This window comes from Thioalkalivibrio sp. ALE20, assembly GCF_000381405.1.
Taxonomy (GTDB): domain Bacteria; phylum Pseudomonadota; class Gammaproteobacteria; order Ectothiorhodospirales; family Ectothiorhodospiraceae; genus Thioalkalivibrio.
This window is the reverse complement of sequence record NZ_KB906479.1, coordinates 23,120-38,225: the sequence shown is the minus strand read 5'-3', so window position 1 is coordinate 38,225 and position 15,106 is coordinate 23,120. Positions and strand designations below refer to the sequence as shown.

Here is a 15,106-nt window from a genome sequence, read left to right as displayed (position 1 = left end):
TCAGTCAAAGACGACGGTCTTGTTGCCGTGGGTGAGCACGCGGCCTTCGAGGTGGTAGCGCAGGCCGCGGGCGAGGACCCAGCGTTCCACGTCGCGGCCCTTGCGGATCATGTCCTGCACGCTGTCGTCGTGGCGTACGCGGGTCACGTCCTGTTCGATGATGGGGCCGGCGTCCAGTTCTTCGGTCACGTAGTGGCTGGTGGCGCCGATCAGCTTGACCCCGCGGGTGTGCGCCTGGTGGTAGGGGCGCGCGCCGGAGAACGAGGGCAGGAAGCTGTGGTGGATGTTGATGATGCGCTGCGGGTAGCGCTCGCACATCCACGGCGGGAGGATCTGCATGTAGCGGGCGAGGACCACGGTGTCGGGCTGCAGGTCGTCGAGGCGTTCCTGCAGTCGAGCGAAGGCGCTCGCGCGATCGTCGCGCGGGACGGGGATGTGCTCGAACGGGATGCCGTAGCAGCGCGCCAGGGGTTCGTGGTCGGTGTGGTTGGAGAGGATGGCGGGGATGTCCATGGGCAGCTCGCCGGCGTGCCAGCGGGCGAGCAGGTCGCTGAGGCAGTGGCCTTCGCGGCTGACCATGAGCACCACGCGCTGGCGGCTGCACGAGTCGGCCAGCACCCAGTCCATGCGCATGTCTTCGCCCAGATGCAGCAGGCGGTCGCGCAGTTCGCCCTCGCGCACGGGGTCGAGGGCGAAGACCCAGCGCATGAAGAACCAGCCGGCCTCGGCGTCGGTGTGCTGGGCGGCTTCGGTGATCCAGCCGTCGGTACCGGCAATGGCCTCGGCCACCCGGGCCACGATGCCGTGCTGGTCGGGGCAGACGATGCTGAGGCGGAAGTCGTGGCGCGCGGGCGTGGTTTCGGTCATGGTCGAGATATTCCGGGGAGATTGAAGCGGTCAGGGTACACCGGGGCGCCCGGGAGACCGATACCCGGCAGGAATGACTACGGGCTCGACCGGACGCGCTCCCCGGCCCAGCTGGCAAAGGCGGAATACACCTCCAGGGCGTCGGGCACGGCATCGGTATCAGGAGGCATCCGTGCCCTCTACCGTAGTTGCTGGAAGAGTACGGAGTCGGCGTGCAGGAAGAAGGCCCGGTCCTGCTCGGCGTGGAAGCGCCCGGCCTGTGCTTCGTACAGGCAGACGCCATCCCGGAAGACCTCGAACCGGGTCAGCGGGGAAGTACCCTCGCTCAGGACCAGCAGATCAACCGGGCAAGGCTCCAGGATCTCTTCCAGTTGCCGTTGCCAGCGACCCTGGGTCATCAGGCCCGGCATCTCCGCCGGCTGAACGGCAAGGTCGATGTCCCGGCCGGTGCCGTCCCGCGCCGTGGAGCCGAACAGGACCAGCAGCTCCCAGCCATGCTCTCTGGCGAGGCGCTCGAGCTGCGAAGTTTGTTCGGGAGAAAGCATGGGGCACCGCGGCAGCGAATCCGAAAGGGTCCAGATTAGGACAACTCCAGTTCGCGGCCAAGGCCGCTCCTACCGGGGTCAGGCGGTGTCGCGCAGGCCGGGGGGGATGGAGAAGGTGATGGTCTCTTCCTGGCCGGCGACTTCGCTGACCTCGTTCACGCCGCGCTCGCGCAGGTAGTCGATGACTTCCTGCACCAGCAGTTCGGGGGCGGAGGCGCCGGCGGTCACGGCGATGCGGTCGCGGCCTTCGAGCCAGGCGGGGTCGATGTCGGCGGCGCCGTCCACCAGATACGACGGCACGCCGGCGCGCGCGCCGATCTCGGCCAGGCGGTTGGAGTTGGAGCTGTTCTTCGAGCCGACCACCAGCAGCAGGTCGCAGTCGTCGGTGAGGGTCTTCACCGCGTCCTGACGGTTCTGCGTGGCGTAGCAGATGTCCATCTTGCGCGGCCCCTCGATGTTGGGGAAGCGCGCGGTGAGGGCGTCGATGATGTGTGCGGTGTCGTCCATCGACAGCGTGGTCTGGGAGACGAAGGCGAGGCGGTCGGGCTCGCTCACCTCCAGGCGTTCCACGTCTTCCACGGTTTCCACCAGCATCATGCGCCCGCCGTTCGAGGTGTCAAACTGGCCCAGGGTGCCCTCCACCTCGGGGTGCCCGGCATGGCCGATGAGGACCACTTCGCGCCCCTCGCGGGCGTGCTTGGACACCTCGAGGTGGACCTTGGTCACCAGCGGGCAGGTGGCGTCGAACACGGTCAGGCCGCGGCGCTCGGCCTCTTCCTCCACGTGGCGCGGTACGCCGTGCGCGGAGAAGATGACCACATTGCCGTCCGGCACTTCGTCCAGCTCTTCCACGAACACCACGCCGGCGTCTTCCAGGCGCCCGACCACGTGCCGGTTATGCACCACTTCGTGGCGTACGTACAGCGGGGCGCCGTGGATCTCCAGGGCGCGTTCCACGATCTCGATGGCACGTTCGACGCCGGCGCAGAAGCCGCGGGGGTTGGCGAGCCGGACCTGCATGTTCATGCCCTGTTCTCCTCGCGGATCACTCGTCCGCCGGGTGCACTTCCAGGATCTCCACCTCGAAGGTGAAGTTCTTGCCCGCCAGCGGGTGGTTGAAGTCCACGGTCACGGTCTCCTCGCTCAATTCGCTGATGCGGCCGGGCACGGCCTCGGCCGAAGGACTGGTGAACTCGTAGATCTGACCCTCTTCCAGCTCCGCGTCGGGCGGGAACTGGTTGCGGGGCACCGACTGGAAGGCCTCTTTCTCGGGCCAAGGAAACATGGTCCCGGCCTCGATCGCAAATTCCCGCTGATCGCCCGGCTGCAGGCCGATCAGCAGGTCTTCCAGCCCGGGCAGGATCTCGCCGGCGCCGACCTCCAGCTCGGTGGGTTCCTCGCCGGTGGAATCCACCACCAGGCCGTTTTCCAGCACCAGCCGGTAATGCATGCGTACGCGCTTTTCTTTTACTACGGTCGTCATCTTTGCTCCAGTTCGCTTACGGACGCGGGGCGGGTCAGTCGCGGCGGGTGGCCTCGCCTTCGGTAAAGGCGGCAACGATCAGCAGCACCGCGCCCACGGTGATCGCCATGTCGGCGACGTTGAATGCGGGCCAGTGATAACCGGCCCAGTGGAAATCGAGAAAATCCACCACCTTGCCGATGCGCAGGCGGTCCACCAGGTTGCCGATGGCCCCGCCCACGATCAGCCCCAGCGAGGCGATGGTCAGCCAGGCATTGCGCGGCAGACGCGCCAGCCAGACGGTGATCAGCACCCCGGCGGCGATCGCGATCCCGGACAGCAGCCAGCGGCCCCAGCCGCCGGCATCGGCCAGCAGGCTGAACGCGGCCCCCGGGTTGTACAGCAGGGTGAAGTTGAAGAACGGGGCCACTTCCACCGAGGCGAACTGGGTGAGCGCGCGCTCGGCCCAGAACTTGGTGATCTGGTCCAGGACCAGCACCACCGCGGCCAGGGCGAGCCCCGGCGCCAGTCCGGAATGCCCCGGCAGTCTCATGCGAACCGCCGGGTCTCGCCCGGCCCCTCCACGTTGGTGACGCAGCGCCCGCACAGTTCCGGATGCGCCGGGTTCTCGCCCACATCGGGACGCAGGTGCCAGCAGCGCACGCACTTGGCGTGTTCACTGCGGTGCACCACCACGCCGATCGCGGTGCCGTCCTCCAGGGTCGCGACATGCGCATCGGCCGGGGCGGGCTCGGTGCTCAGGCGCACCTCCGAGGTGATGAACACAAACCGCAGCTCGTCACCCAGGCGTTCCAGCGGGGCGCGCACCGGGGCATCGGCGGGTACGTGCAGGTCGATCTCGGCGGTCAGCGAGGCACCGATGCGCTGCTCGTTGCGGGCGGTCTCCAGCGCGCGCGCGGCGTGGGTGCGCATCTCCAGGATGCGGTCCCAGTCGGCGTTGCTGAACGTCGCATCCTCCGGCAGCGGGGCCAGGCCCTCGTACCAGGTGGCGAACAGCACCGAGTCGGCGCGTTCGCCCGGCAGCAGCTCCCAGATCTCCTCGGCGGTGAAGGTCAGGATCGGCGCGATCCACCGGGTCAGGGCCTCGGCCACGTGGTACAGCGCGGTCTGCGCGGAACGCCGCGCGTGCGAATCCCCCGGCGTGGTGTACTGGCGGTCCTTGATCACGTCGAGGTAGAAGCTGCCCAGCTCCACCGAGCAGAAGTTGTGCACCCGCTGGTAGATCGGGTGGAACAGGAACTCGTCGTACGAGCGGGTGACCTGTTCCTGCACCTGCAGCGCGCGCGCCACGATCCAGCGGTCCAGCGGCAGCAGCTCGTCCAGCGGCACGGCGTGCTGCTGCGGGTCGAAGCCGCTGAGGTTGCCGAGCAGAAAGCGCATGGTGTTACGGATGCGGCGATAGGCATCGGCGGTGCGGTCGAGGATGTTGTCGGAGATCGCCATCTCGCCGGCGAAATCGGTCGCGGCCACCCACAGGCGCAGGATGTCCGCCCCCAGGGTGGAGACCACCTCCTGCGGCGCGACCACGTTGCCGCGCGACTTCGACATCTTCTCGCCGTTCTCGTCCACGGTGAAGCCGTGGGTCAGCACCCCGCGGTAGGGCGCCTCGCCGCGCATGGCCACGCTGGTCAGCAGGCTGGACTGGAACCAGCCACGGTGCTGGTCGGAACCTTCGAGGAACAGATCCGCCGGCAGGCCACCCAGCTCGGGGCGCTTCTCCACCACCGTGCTGTGCAGCACGCCGGAGTCGAACCATACGTCCAGGGTATCGGTGAGCTTGACGTAGTCGGCGGCCTCCTCGCCGAGGAATTCTTCGGGGTCCAGGCTGAACCAGGCCTCGATGCCCTGCTCCTCGATGCGCCGGGCGACCCGCTCGGTGAGCTCCGGGGTGCGCGGGTGCACGCGCCCGGTTTTGCGGTTGAGGAAGAACGGGATGGGCACGCCCCAGTGGCGCTGACGCGAGATGCACCAGTCGGGCCGGTTGGCCACCATGCCGTGAATGCGCGCCTCGCCCCAGTCGGGCATCCAGCGCGTCGCGCCGATCGCGCGCAGGGCATCGGCGCGCAGTTCCGCACGGTCCATGCTGATGAACCACTGCGGCGTGGCGCGGAAGATGATGGGGGTCTTGTGCCGCCAGCAGTGCGGGTAGCTGTGGTGCAGCTTGCGCGCCACGATCAGTGCGGCCTTCTCGTGCAGCACGTCGATCACGTGGCCGTTGGCCTGGTGCACGTTCTGCCCTGCGAAATACGGCGTGCCCTCCACGAACACCCCGTCGGGGCCCACCGGGTTGTCCACCGGCAGGTTGTACTGCAGGCCCACGGCGTAGTCGTCCTGACCATGGCCGGGGGCGGTATGCACGCAGCCGGTACCGGCCTCGGTGGTCACATGGTCGCCGAGGATCAGCGGCACTTCGCGCTCCAGGAACGGGTGCTGCAACATCAGGCCTTCCAGCGCGGCACCCTTCACCCGCGCCAGCACACGGCCTTCGCCCAGATCGTAGCGACCCAGGCAGTCCTCCAGCAGTTCTTCCGCCAGCAGCAGGCGCTCGTGTTCCAGCTCCACCAGCGCGTAATCCAGCTCCGGATGCACGGCCACCGCCTGGTTGGCCGGCAGGGTCCACGGCGTGGTGGTCCAGATCACCACGCTCACCGGGCCGTCGGCATCCGCACCGGAGAAACGCCGCACCAGATCCACGTCGTCCACCACGCGGAAGCGCACGTCGACCGCCTGCGAGATCTTGTCCTCGTACTCCACCTCGGCCTCGGCCAGCGCGGAGCCGCAGTCCACGCACCAGTGCACCGGCTTCTCGCCCATCTGCACGTGGCCGCGTTCGTAGATGCGCGCCAGCGCGCGCACGGTGTCCGCCTCGACCTGGTAGTCCATGGTCAGGTACGGGTGGTCCCAGTCACCCAGCACGCCCAGGCGCTGGAAGTCGGCCGACTGGCCGGCCACCTGTTCCGCGGCGTAGGCACGGCAGGCCTCGCGGAACTCGGCCGCATCCACCTCGTGGCCGGGCTTGCCGATGTTGTGCTCCACCTGCAGCTCGATCGGCAGGCCGTGGCAGTCCCAGCCGGGCACGTACGGGGCATCGAAGCCCGCCAGTGTGCGGCTCTTGACGATGATGTCCTTGAGGATCTTGTTGACCGCATGCCCCACGTGGATCGAGCCGTTGGCGTACGGCGGGCCGTCGGCCAGCACGAACCGCGGGCGTCCGGCGCAGTGCTCGCGCAGGCGGCGGTAACGATCCTCCGCGCGCCACTGCTCCAGCCATTCCGGCTCGCGCTTTGCCAGGTTCGCCCGCATGGGGAACGCGGTCTGCGGCAGGTTGAGCGTATCCTTGTAGGGATTCGGCGGTGCCTGTTTCTTGGCCATGGCTCTTCCGGATGGGCCCCGCGGGGCCGGTTGCTGTGGAGTTGGAGGATTCGGCAGTCTGGACCGGTGTCAGCAGACGGTACGGGGCACGCGGCCCGGTTCGTCGCCTGTCAGGCATTCACGCGCCGTGTCGGCGTCCCGCGCGATCTGCGCCTTGAGGGCATCCAGCCCGTCGAAGCGCTGTTCGCCGCGAACCAGCGCGCGCGGTTCGAACGCCACGCGCGCGCCGTAGAGTTCGGGGGCGGCGTCCAGCACATGGATCTCCAGGCGCTGTTCGGTGCCCTGCACCGTGGGCCGCCAGCCGATGTTCGCCACCGCGGCCAGCGGCTCGCCGCCCGCGCCGTGCAGCCAGCCGGCATACACCCCGCGCAGCGCCAGCGGCCAGCGCCCGAGGCGCACGTTGGCCGTGGGGAAGCCGATGGTGCGCCCCAGGCGGTCGCCATGCGCCACCCGCCCGTGCAGCCGGTACGGCCGTCCCAGCAGCCGCGCCACCTCGTCGAAGCCGCCCTCGCGCGCGGCGGCGCGCACCCGGGTGCTGCTGATGCGCCCGTCGGCATCGCTGACCGTGGGCGTGGACTCCACGCTGAAGCCCAGCCGCTCCCCTTCGGCGCGCATCAGCGCGCTGTCGCCCTCGCGTCCGCGGCCGAAGCGGAAGTCGTCGCCCACCAGCACATGGCGCGCGCCCAGCCGCCGGTACAGGACCTCCTCGAGGAAGTCGCGCGCCGGCAGCCCCGCCAGGCGGGCATCGAAGCGCAGCACCCAGGCGGCGTCCAGTCCGCGGCCGTCCAGCGCCACCAGACGGTCGCGCAGGCGCTGCAGCCGGCCCGGCGGCGTGGGCGCCCCGGCATGCTCGGCGAAATATTCGCGCGGCAGCGGTTCGAAGGTCATCAGCACCGACGGTGCGGCGTGCTCGCGCGCGGCCGCCAGCAGGCGGTCCACCACCGCCTGATGCCCGCAGTGCAGACCGTCGAAGTTGCCGATGGTCACCACGGCGCCACGCACCGCGGCCAGCCCGGAATCCGCACCGTCGGACCTGCCCAGCCCTCGAATCAGCCGCATTGCCCCGTATCCAGGAAAAACGGCAAGTATAACCCGGCGTGCCCCGCGAGATCAGGCCTCGCGCAACAGGAAATGCCGCGGACGCAGGCCGGCCAGCCACAGGGTCACCCCGAGACTGGCCACCCCGGCGGCGATCAGCCCGGTCAGCGCCGTCCCGCGCTCGGGGATCGACCAGTCCGTCCACGCGTCCAGCGCCGGCGACAGCACCACCAGGACCGCCACCATCACCGCCAGGGCCACGGGCAGCCCGTAGCGCAGGCGCCGCAGGGCCGGCCCGGGGCGATAGATGCCCTCGCGCACCAGCCCGCGATACAGCAGCCCGGCGTTGATATAGGCCGAGGCCGAGGTCGCCAGCGCCAGCCCGGCATGCGCACCCGGCACCCCGGACAGATACCACGGCAGCACGAACAGGCCGTTGAGCAGCATGTTCCACAGCATGGCAATGATCGCGATGCGCACCGGGGTCTTCGTGTCCTGGCGGGCGAAGAAGCCCGGCGCGAGCACCTTGATCAGGATGAAGCCCGGGAGCCCCAGCGAATAGGCGGCCAGCGCCAGTGCGGTCATGTGGGTGTCGTGCGGGGTGAACTCCTGATACTGGATCAGCGTCGCGAGGATCGGCACCGCCAGCACCACCAGCCCGGCCATCGCCGGCAGGGCCACCAGCATCGCCGTGCGCAGGGCCCAGTCCAGGGTGCGGCCGAAGGCCTCGGGCCGCTCCTCGTTGAACTGTTTCGCCAGGCGCGGAAGGATCACCGTACCGATGGCGATGCCGAACAGCGCCAGCGGCAGCTCGACGAAGCGATCGCCGAAATACAGCCAGGAGATCGAACCCGCCACCAGGAACGAGGCGATCAGGGTGTCCACCAGCAGGTTGATCTGCACCACCGAGGTCCCGAGGATCGCGGGCAGCATCAGCTTGACGATCCGGCGCACGCCCTCGTGCGCCCGGCGGAAACGCGGCCGTGGCAGCAGCCCCGCGCGCCACAAAAACGGGATCTGGAAGGCCAGCTGCAGCGCCCCGGCGATGAACACCCCCCAGGCCAGCGCGACCACCGGTTCGGCGAACATCGGCGCCAGCCACAGCGCGGCGGCGATCAGCGCCAGGTTGAGAAATACCGGGGTGAAGGCCGGTACCGCGAAGCGCCCGATGCTGTTGAGGATGCCCGCCGCCATCGCGGTCAGCGAGATGAACAGCAGGTACGGGAAGGTGATCCGCAGCATGTCCGCCGCCAGGTCCTGGCGCCCTGCCTCCTGCGCCAGCCCGGGCGCGAAGACCCAGATCAGGGCCGGGGCCGCGAGGATGCCCAGCAGCGTGATCACCGAGACTGCCGCCATCAGCGCCCCGGCGGTATGGTCCAGCAGATCGCGCAGGGCCTCGCGCCCGCGCTTCTCGCGGAATTCGGCAAACACCGGGACGAAGGCCTGGTTGAAGGCCCCCTCGGCGAACAGCCGGCGCAGGAAATTGGGGATGCGGAAGGCGACGAAGAAGGCGTCGGTGGCCGCGCTGGCCCCGAAGGTCACCGCCAGCACCATGTCGCGCAAATAGCCCATGATCCGCGAGATCATGGTCATGCCGCTGACCACAGCGGTGGATCGGAACAGTCGGTTCATGCGGAAGCCGGCACCACACAGACAATGAGCGGACCGGAGTGTAACCGACTCGCCAGGCCCGGCGACGGCTGCCCCCGGGGAACCGCGGGCAGCCGTCAGGAGGGAGGGAGGATTACTCGATCTTCAGGTAGGCGAAGTCTTCGTCGTTCTGCAGCTCGGTCAGGCGCACCACGCCGGAGGGCACCAGCTCGATATCCACGCCATCCATCAAATCCTCTTCCGGAAGGCCGATGTCACCGCGGGTGATGTCGCACAGCTCCAGCTGCACGTCATAGGTATTGGCCAGGGAACGCAGGCGGCTCTGCAGCCGTTCGCGCTCCTCCAGCAGCTCTTCGTCGGCCTCGAACGGGGTGTCCTCGAGGTTGTCCTCGGTGAGGAACCGGATGCCGTGCGAGACGAACACGATCCGCACATCCGCCTCGATGAACTCGCGCTCGTAGTGGGTGACCATGTTGTTGATGCTGGTGAGCATTGCCGAGAAGCGCCGCGGATCGGCGAAATCGGCGTGGTAGGCGACCTTGGCCTCGGGCTCGAAGGCGCGCGCCTGCTGCGGGACCAGGACCAGGCTGGCGGCAAACAGGGCCAGCAGCACCAGCACGAAGCCGGGGACCAGGGCGTTGTTGCGGGCGGCGGGGTATTTCATCTCCATGCTCCTTTTTATGTTGTGGTGCCTGCAATGTAGACGCACGGGCTCCGGGATTCCATTCCGGGGCGCCCGGGCCCGGCTCGCCTGCAAGCAGGCTCCCACAGCATTGCACGACCGCGCCCGTAGGAGCCTGCTTGCAGGCGAAGGCGAGCTTGACCCCGACCGGAGCCCCGAGTATGCTTTGTCGCCTTTCAGAGAACCCGGCGAATCACGCGAGGGATAGAGTTTTGGCGAATATTGCTTCTGCCCGTAAACGGGCCCGTCAGTCCATGAAGAACCGCGCCCACAACATGGCGCTGCGGTCGCGTTTCCGTACGTACATGAAGGCGGTCCTCAAGCCGCTGCGTCAGGGAGACGTCGAGGCTGCCCGCGAGGCGTATCGCCAGGCGGTCCCGATCATCGACAAGACCGCGAACAAGGGTCTGATCCACAAGAACAAGGCGGCCCGCCACAAGAGCCGCCTGAACCAGCGGATCCGCGCCCTGCAGGCGTAAGACCCTCGGGCCTGCGGGCCCGGCCGGCAGCCTGAAGACCGAACGGGCCCGCCCCTGTGCACAGGGGCGGGCCCGTTTGCGTGCGCATGTCGTGCGCGTGTCGCTACAGCAGGACCATGTTGTCGCGGTGCACCAGCTCCGGCTCGAACTGATAGCCCAGCTCCGCCTCGATCTGATCGGCACGCAGACCGCGGATGCGCTCCACCTCGGCCGCCGAGTAGTTGACCAGTCCACGCGCAACCCCGGAGCCATCCGGGGCCACGCAGGTCACCACCTCGCCGCGGCGGAATTCCCCCTCGACCCGCGCCACGCCCACCGCCAGCAGGCTGCGGCCGGATTCGCGCAGCACCCGCGCGGCACCCTCGTCCAGATGCAGCACACCGCGCGAATGCAACTGGTCGGCGATCCAGCGCTTGCGCGCGGCCAGCGGCTCGCGGTCCGGCTGCAGCCAGGTCCCCACGTCTTCGCCGGCCAGGACCCGCGCCATCACGCGCTCCTCGCGCCCCGAGGCGATCACGGTATGGGTACCGGAACGCGCGGCACGCTCCGCGGCGTACAGCTTGGTGGCCATGCCGCCGCGTCCCAGCCGCCCGAACTCCGGAGCCACGAACTGCTGCAGCGTCACGTCGGAGGCGCGGCCTTCGGCGATCCGCCGGGCCTGCGGGTCACGCCGCGGATCGGCGTCGAACAGGCCCTCCTGATCGGTCAGGATCAGCAACAGATCGGCCACCACCAGGTTGGCGACCAGCGCCGCCAGGGTGTCGTTGTCGCCCAGCCGGATCTCCTCGTAGGCCACGGTGTCGTTCTCGTTGACCACCGGGATGGTGCCGAGGGTCAGCAGGGCCTGCATGGTCGAACGCGCATTCAGGTAGCGCTCGCGGTCGGCCAGGTCGTCATGCGTCAGCAGGACCTGGGCGGCGTGCAGCCCGTGCGCCGCGAATTCCTGCTCGTAGGCCTGCACCAGCCCCATCTGACCGACCGCGGCCGAGGCCTGCAGCTGATGCAGCTGGTGCGGCCGCTCGGTCATGCCCAGGCGATACATGCCTTCGGCCACCGCCCCGCTGGACACCAGGATCACCTCCAGCCCCTGCTCCCGCAGTTCGGCCATCTGCCGGGCCCAGGCCTGCAGGGCCGGGCGGTCGAGGCCGGTGCCATCGGCGGTAATCAGCGCGCTGCCGATCTTCACCACCACGCGCCGCGCCTGCGGCAGGGCGCGGCTCATGCTTCGCCCTCCGGCTCGCCCTCCGCCGGGTCGAGACGCCGGCGCTCGACTTCGCGCATCACGGCCTGCAGCAGACCGTCCACGCCGTCGCCGGTGGCGGCGGAGATACGGTACTGCGGTACGTCCCCGCCGGACACCGCCTGCATGCGCTCGCCCAGCGCGTCCAGCGCCTCCGCGTCCAGCAGCTCGCACTTGTTGAGCACCAGCCAGCGCGGACGCGCCGCCAGTTCTTCGCTGTGCCGCTGCAGCTCGGTGAGCGCGGTCTGCATGTCGGTGACCGGCTCCGCTTCGGGGTCCGGCGGGGCCACGTCCACCAGGTGCAGCAGCAGCTCGGTGCGCCCCAGGTGCTTGAGGAAGCGGGTGCCCAGCCCGGCACCCTCGGCCGCGCCCTCGATCAGCCCGGGTATATCGGCCATCACGAAGCTCTGCTCGGGCCCCACGCTGACCACGCCCAGTTGCGGATAAAGCGTGGTGAACGGGTAATCGGCCACCCGTGGACGCGCGGCCGACGCGCGCGACAGCAGGGTCGACTTGCCGGCATTCGGCAGCCCCAGCAGCCCCACGTCGGCCAGCACCCGCAGCTCCAGCTGCAGGCGCCGCTGCTCGCCCGGCGTGCCCGGCTTGCTCTGGCGCGGGGCCTGGTTGGTGGAGCTCTTGTAGCGGGTGTTGCCGAGGCCGTGATAGCCGCCCTGGGCGACCAGCAGACGCTGGCCGTCCGCGGTGATGTCGCCCAGCAGCTCGTCGGTCTCCGCATCGCGCACCACGGTGCCCACCGGCACCGCGATCTCGAGGTCTTCGCCGGACGCGCCGGTGCGGTTCTGGCCCATGCCGTTTTTCCCGCGCGGGGCGTCGAAACGCTTCTGGTAGCGGAAGTCGGCCAGGGTGTTCAGGCGCTCGGTCCCGACCAGCCACACCGAACCCCCGTCCCCGCCGTCGCCGCCATCCGGCCCGCCGAAGGGGATGTACTTCTCGCGGCGGAAGCTCACGCAGCCATTACCGCCATCGCCGGCCCTGACCACGATGTTCGCCTCGTCGATGAACTGCATCCTTCGCCTCCGGAGGGGATAGAAACAAAAAAAGCCCCGCAGAACGGGGCTTTACGGCGATCCGGACTGCGGACGGCCGGATTACTGCTGCGGCTGGACCGTCACGAAACGGCGGTTGAAACGACCGCCCTTCTTGAACACGACCTCGCCATCCACCTTGGCGAACAGCGTGTAGTCCTTGCCGCAACCCACGTTCTCGCCGGGATGATACTGCGTACCGCGCTGACGGACGAGGATGTTCCCGGCGCTCACGGTCTGGCCGCCAAACCGCTTGACGCCAAGGCGTTTACTCTCGGAATCGCGCCCGTTCTTGGAACTGCCGCCTGCCTTCTTGTGTGCCATGTTCTCGTTCTCCCGAGTACTGTCGTGCCGCAGCTCAGCCGGCGATGCCGGTGATGCGCACGGTGGTGTAGTGCTGCCGGTGGCCCGCCTGCTTCATGCTGTGCTTGCGGCGCCGGAATTTGATGATGCGGACCTTGTCGCCGCGGCCGTGGTCCTCGACTTTGGCGGTGACCTTACCGCCATCGACCACCGGGGCCCCGACGCGGACATCGTCACCCGCACCCACCATCAGCACCTGGTCGAAATCGACCTCGGAACCGACTTCGGCGTCGAGCTTTTCGATGCGGATCACGTCACCTTCGGCGACGCGGTACTGTTTACCACCTGTTGCGATGATCGCGTACATTTCCCTGGGACTCCGTTGCGATGACCTGTATGGACCAGGTGCTGATGACTGGTCTCGCGAAAGGGCGGCAATGCTAGCAGCACCCCCGCCGGGGGTCAACGTTTCGACCACCCGTATTGCTTGACACCCCGCCACCCCCTTTCTAGCATGCCGGGCTCTTCATTTGCTGGAGGCGGCGCGCGCGTGCGGGCCTGCCGAAACCGACCCCACCCTCACCGGCCTGCCGAACCGCATGTCCATAGACGCCATCCGAGAGCTCGCTGCCGACGACATGCAGGCAGTCGACGCCTGCATCCGCGACCGGCTCAGCTCCCCCGTGGTGCTGATCAACCAGCTCGGACACTACATCATCCACAGTGGCGGCAAGCGACTGCGGCCATTGCTGGCGACCCTGTCGGCCCGGGCCTGCGGTTACGAGGGCGACAAGCACGTCACCCTGGCGGCGCTGGTGGAGTTCATCCACACCGCGACCCTGCTGCACGACGACGTGGTGGATGCCTCGGAGATGCGCCGCGGCAACGAGACCGCGAACCACATCTTCGGCAACGAGGCCGCCGTGCTGGTGGGTGACTTCCTCTACACCCGCGCCTTCGAGATGATGGTCGAGATCGACTCGATGCGGGTGATGGAGATCCTGTCGCGCGCGACCAACGTGATCGCCGAAGGCGAAGTGATGCAGCTGATGAACTGCCACGACGCGGATGTCGACGAGGCGCGCTACATGGACGTAATCCAGTCGAAGACCGCCAAGCTGTTCGAGGCGGCCTGCCAGATCGGCGGCATCCTCGCGCAGCGCGACGCCGCCGACGAGGCCGCGCTGGCGCGCTACGGCATGCACCTGGGCACCGCGTTCCAGCTGATCGACGACGTGCTCGACTATTCGGCCGACCCCGAGGTGACCGGCAAGCAGCTGGGCGACGATCTCGCCGAAGGCAAGCCGACCCTGCCGCTGATCCACGTGCTGCGCGAGGGCAACGACGCCGAAAAGGCCGTGGTGCGCCGGGCAATCGAACAGGGCGGACGCGAGGAAACCGACGCGGTGATCGCGGCGATGCACTCCACCGGCGCGCTGGACTACGCCCGGGCGCGGGCGGAGGCCGAAACCGACGCGGCCATCGACGCCATCGCCGGGCTGCCGGACAACCCCCACCGCCGCGCGCTGGCGGACATCGCCCGCTTCGCCGTGGGCCGCGATCACTGACACCGCGTTCACCCGGGGCATGGACAACTCCGGATCAACACGGCACAATACTCAGCTCAGCGTCGGAGTGTAGCTCAGCTTGGTAGAGCACTGCCTTCGGGAGGCAGGGGTCGAAGGTTCGAATCCTTTCACTCCGACCATTTCCCGATTTCTCCGGTCGGGCGGTGCATCCGGCACCGCCCGGTCCTCCTTCGGCGGACGCCAGCATGACCGTTTCTTCCCGGCCCGCACGTGGCACGCTGTACATCGTTTCCGCACCCTCCGGTGCCGGCAAGACCAGCCTGGTCGGCGCACTGCTGGACAGCGTCGAGGACGTCGAGGTCTCGGTCTCGCATACCACGCGTCAGCCGCGCCCGGGCGAGGTCGACGGCGTGGACTACCACTTCGTCTCGGCGGAGACCTTCCTCGGCATGATCGAGGACGGCAAGCTGCTGGAGCACGCCAAGGTATTCGACAACTTCTACGGGACCGCACTGGCCAGCGTGAACGAACGCCTGGACGCCGGTTTCGACGTGATCCTGGAGATCGACTGGCAGGGCGCCCGGCAGGTCCGCGCCGCGGTGCCGGACTGCCGCTCGATCTTCATCCTGCCGCCTTCGCGCACCGAACTGGAACGTCGGCTGCGCGGCCGTGGTCAGGATAGTGAGGAGGTGATCGAACGCCGCCTGCGTGATGCCGAATCGGACTGCACGCATTACCGCGAATACGACTACACCGTGGTCAACGCGGAGTTCGATCAGGCCCTGCGGGATCTTGCCAGCATCTTCCGCTCCAACCGGCTGCGTACGGTGGAGCAGGAGATCCGCTCGGCGGATACCCTGAACAACCTGCTGGCCGGCGCCCGTGCGCCGGCCTGAACCGTTCAACCTTTT

16 protein-coding genes and 1 tRNA gene are annotated in these 15,106 nt (G+C 68.6%); 4 read left to right on the top strand and 13 right to left on the bottom strand.

All coding sequences use genetic code 11. The annotated features are described in order from the left end of the window. The 9 genes from purU to F790_RS0111545 all read right to left on the bottom strand — a co-directional run bounded on the left by purU (position 1) and on the right by F790_RS0111545 (position 9,580). A complete protein-coding gene (purU, locus tag F790_RS0111585; protein ID WP_019591751.1) occupies positions 1-867 on the bottom strand; it encodes a formyltetrahydrofolate deformylase in 867 nt (288 codons plus the stop codon). Positions 868-1,046: 179 nt separating this feature from the next. After that, positions 1,047-1,412 carry a nucleotidyltransferase family protein gene (locus F790_RS0111580; protein WP_018868987.1) on the bottom strand — a complete coding sequence of 122 codons (366 nt, stop codon included), beginning with the start codon at positions 1,410-1,412 and terminating at the stop codon, positions 1,047-1,049. 78 nt (positions 1,413-1,490) lie between these two features. Further along, positions 1,491-2,438 carry a 4-hydroxy-3-methylbut-2-enyl diphosphate reductase gene (ispH, locus tag F790_RS0111575; RefSeq protein WP_019591750.1) on the bottom strand — a complete coding sequence of 316 codons (948 nt, stop codon included), beginning with the start codon at positions 2,436-2,438 and terminating at the stop codon, positions 1,491-1,493. A gap of 19 nt (positions 2,439-2,457) precedes the next feature. Continuing rightward, positions 2,458-2,895 carry a peptidylprolyl isomerase gene (locus F790_RS0111570; protein WP_019591749.1) on the bottom strand — a complete coding sequence of 146 codons (438 nt, stop codon included), beginning with the start codon at positions 2,893-2,895 and terminating at the stop codon, positions 2,458-2,460. 34 nt (positions 2,896-2,929) lie between these two features. Then, a complete protein-coding gene (lspA, locus tag F790_RS0111565) occupies positions 2,930-3,427 on the bottom strand; it encodes a signal peptidase II (protein WP_018947177.1) in 498 nt (165 codons plus the stop codon). Then, complete coding sequence (ileS, locus tag F790_RS0111560; protein WP_019591748.1) at positions 3,424-6,267, bottom strand: isoleucine--tRNA ligase; 2,844 nt, start codon at positions 6,265-6,267, stop codon at positions 3,424-3,426. Before ileS ends, lspA begins: the two co-directional genes overlap by 4 nt. Before the next feature lie 69 nt (positions 6,268-6,336). Beyond that, positions 6,337-7,326 (bottom strand): bifunctional riboflavin kinase/FAD synthetase, encoded by a 990-nt coding sequence (ribF, locus tag F790_RS0111555; protein ID WP_019588859.1) that lies wholly within the window; start codon positions 7,324-7,326, stop codon positions 6,337-6,339. Positions 7,327-7,377: 51 nt separating this feature from the next. Next, positions 7,378-8,937 carry a murein biosynthesis integral membrane protein MurJ gene (gene murJ / locus F790_RS0111550; RefSeq protein ID WP_026332944.1) on the bottom strand — a complete coding sequence of 520 codons (1,560 nt, stop codon included), beginning with the start codon at positions 8,935-8,937 and terminating at the stop codon, positions 7,378-7,380. 112 nt (positions 8,938-9,049) lie between these two features. Continuing rightward, a complete protein-coding gene (locus F790_RS0111545) occupies positions 9,050-9,580 on the bottom strand; it encodes a DsrE family protein (protein WP_018868980.1) in 531 nt (176 codons plus the stop codon). A gap of 230 nt (positions 9,581-9,810) precedes the next feature. Here F790_RS0111545 and rpsT point away from each other — a divergent pair, with 230 nt between their 5' ends. Next, positions 9,811-10,077, top strand: a complete 267-nt coding sequence (rpsT, locus tag F790_RS0111540) for a 30S ribosomal protein S20 (protein WP_026279417.1) — start codon at positions 9,811-9,813, stop codon at positions 10,075-10,077. Between the two features lie 103 nt (positions 10,078-10,180). On the opposite strand, the gene proB is transcribed toward rpsT, so the two are convergent. From proB to rplU, 4 genes are all read right to left on the bottom strand, one after another. Further along, positions 10,181-11,299, bottom strand: coding sequence for a glutamate 5-kinase (gene proB / locus F790_RS0111535; protein ID WP_018947182.1), 1,119 nt, complete (start codon positions 11,297-11,299; stop codon positions 10,181-10,183). Beyond that, positions 11,296-12,345: an Obg family GTPase CgtA gene (gene cgtA, locus F790_RS0111530; protein WP_019591746.1), complete on the bottom strand. Its 1,050-nt coding sequence runs from the start codon at positions 12,343-12,345 to the stop codon at positions 11,296-11,298. Before cgtA ends, proB begins: the two co-directional genes overlap by 4 nt. 81 nt (positions 12,346-12,426) lie before the next feature. Beyond that, complete coding sequence (gene rpmA / locus F790_RS0111525) at positions 12,427-12,687, bottom strand: 50S ribosomal protein L27 (protein WP_018868976.1); 261 nt, start codon at positions 12,685-12,687, stop codon at positions 12,427-12,429. 34 nt (positions 12,688-12,721) lie between these two features. Then, complete coding sequence (rplU, locus tag F790_RS0111520; protein ID WP_018936343.1) at positions 12,722-13,033, bottom strand: 50S ribosomal protein L21; 312 nt, start codon at positions 13,031-13,033, stop codon at positions 12,722-12,724. Positions 13,034-13,265: 232 nt separating this feature from the next. Here rplU and ispB point away from each other — a divergent pair, with 232 nt between their 5' ends. From ispB to gmk, 3 genes are all read left to right on the top strand, one after another. Next, positions 13,266-14,234 (top strand): octaprenyl diphosphate synthase, encoded by a 969-nt coding sequence (gene ispB, locus F790_RS0111515; RefSeq protein WP_026279416.1) that lies wholly within the window; start codon positions 13,266-13,268, stop codon positions 14,232-14,234. Positions 14,235-14,297: 63 nt separating this feature from the next. Next, positions 14,298-14,374 (top strand) — tRNA-Pro (locus tag F790_RS0111510). Positions 14,375-14,440: 66 nt separating this feature from the next. Next, positions 14,441-15,091, top strand: coding sequence for a guanylate kinase (gmk, locus tag F790_RS0111505; RefSeq protein WP_026332943.1), 651 nt, complete (start codon positions 14,441-14,443; stop codon positions 15,089-15,091). Positions 15,092-15,106: the final 15 nt, after the last annotated feature.

Excerpts from the sequence above, each read along its gene's own strand:
- ileS (WP_019591748.1), bottom strand. The coding sequence starts at position 6,267 with ATGGCCAAGAAACAGGCACCGCCGAATCCCTACAAGGATACGCTCAAC.
- lspA (WP_018947177.1), bottom strand. The coding sequence starts at position 3,427 with ATGAGACTGCCGGGGCATTCCGGACTGGCGCCGGGGCTCGCCCTGGCC.
- ribF (WP_019588859.1), bottom strand. The coding sequence starts at position 7,326 with ATGCGGCTGATTCGAGGGCTGGGCAGGTCCGACGGTGCGGATTCCGGG.
- murJ (WP_026332944.1), bottom strand. The coding sequence starts at position 8,937 with ATGAACCGACTGTTCCGATCCACCGCTGTGGTCAGCGGCATGACCATG.
- F790_RS0111545 (WP_018868980.1), bottom strand. The coding sequence starts at position 9,580 with ATGAAATACCCCGCCGCCCGCAACAACGCCCTGGTCCCCGGCTTCGTG.
- F790_RS0111570 (WP_019591749.1), bottom strand. The coding sequence starts at position 2,895 with ATGACGACCGTAGTAAAAGAAAAGCGCGTACGCATGCATTACCGGCTG.
- gmk (WP_026332943.1), top strand. The coding sequence starts at position 14,441 with ATGACCGTTTCTTCCCGGCCCGCACGTGGCACGCTGTACATCGTTTCC.
- proB (WP_018947182.1), bottom strand. The coding sequence starts at position 11,299 with ATGAGCCGCGCCCTGCCGCAGGCGCGGCGCGTGGTGGTGAAGATCGGC.
- rpmA (WP_018868976.1), bottom strand. The coding sequence starts at position 12,687 with ATGGCACACAAGAAGGCAGGCGGCAGTTCCAAGAACGGGCGCGATTCC.
- rplU (WP_018936343.1), bottom strand. The coding sequence starts at position 13,033 with ATGTACGCGATCATCGCAACAGGTGGTAAACAGTACCGCGTCGCCGAA.
- F790_RS0111580 (WP_018868987.1), bottom strand. The coding sequence starts at position 1,412 with ATGCTTTCTCCCGAACAAACTTCGCAGCTCGAGCGCCTCGCCAGAGAG.
- ispH (WP_019591750.1), bottom strand. The coding sequence starts at position 2,438 with ATGAACATGCAGGTCCGGCTCGCCAACCCCCGCGGCTTCTGCGCCGGC.
- cgtA (WP_019591746.1), bottom strand. The coding sequence starts at position 12,345 with ATGCAGTTCATCGACGAGGCGAACATCGTGGTCAGGGCCGGCGATGGC.
- purU (WP_019591751.1), bottom strand. The coding sequence starts at position 867 with ATGACCGAAACCACGCCCGCGCGCCACGACTTCCGCCTCAGCATCGTC.
- ispB (WP_026279416.1), top strand. The coding sequence starts at position 13,266 with ATGTCCATAGACGCCATCCGAGAGCTCGCTGCCGACGACATGCAGGCA.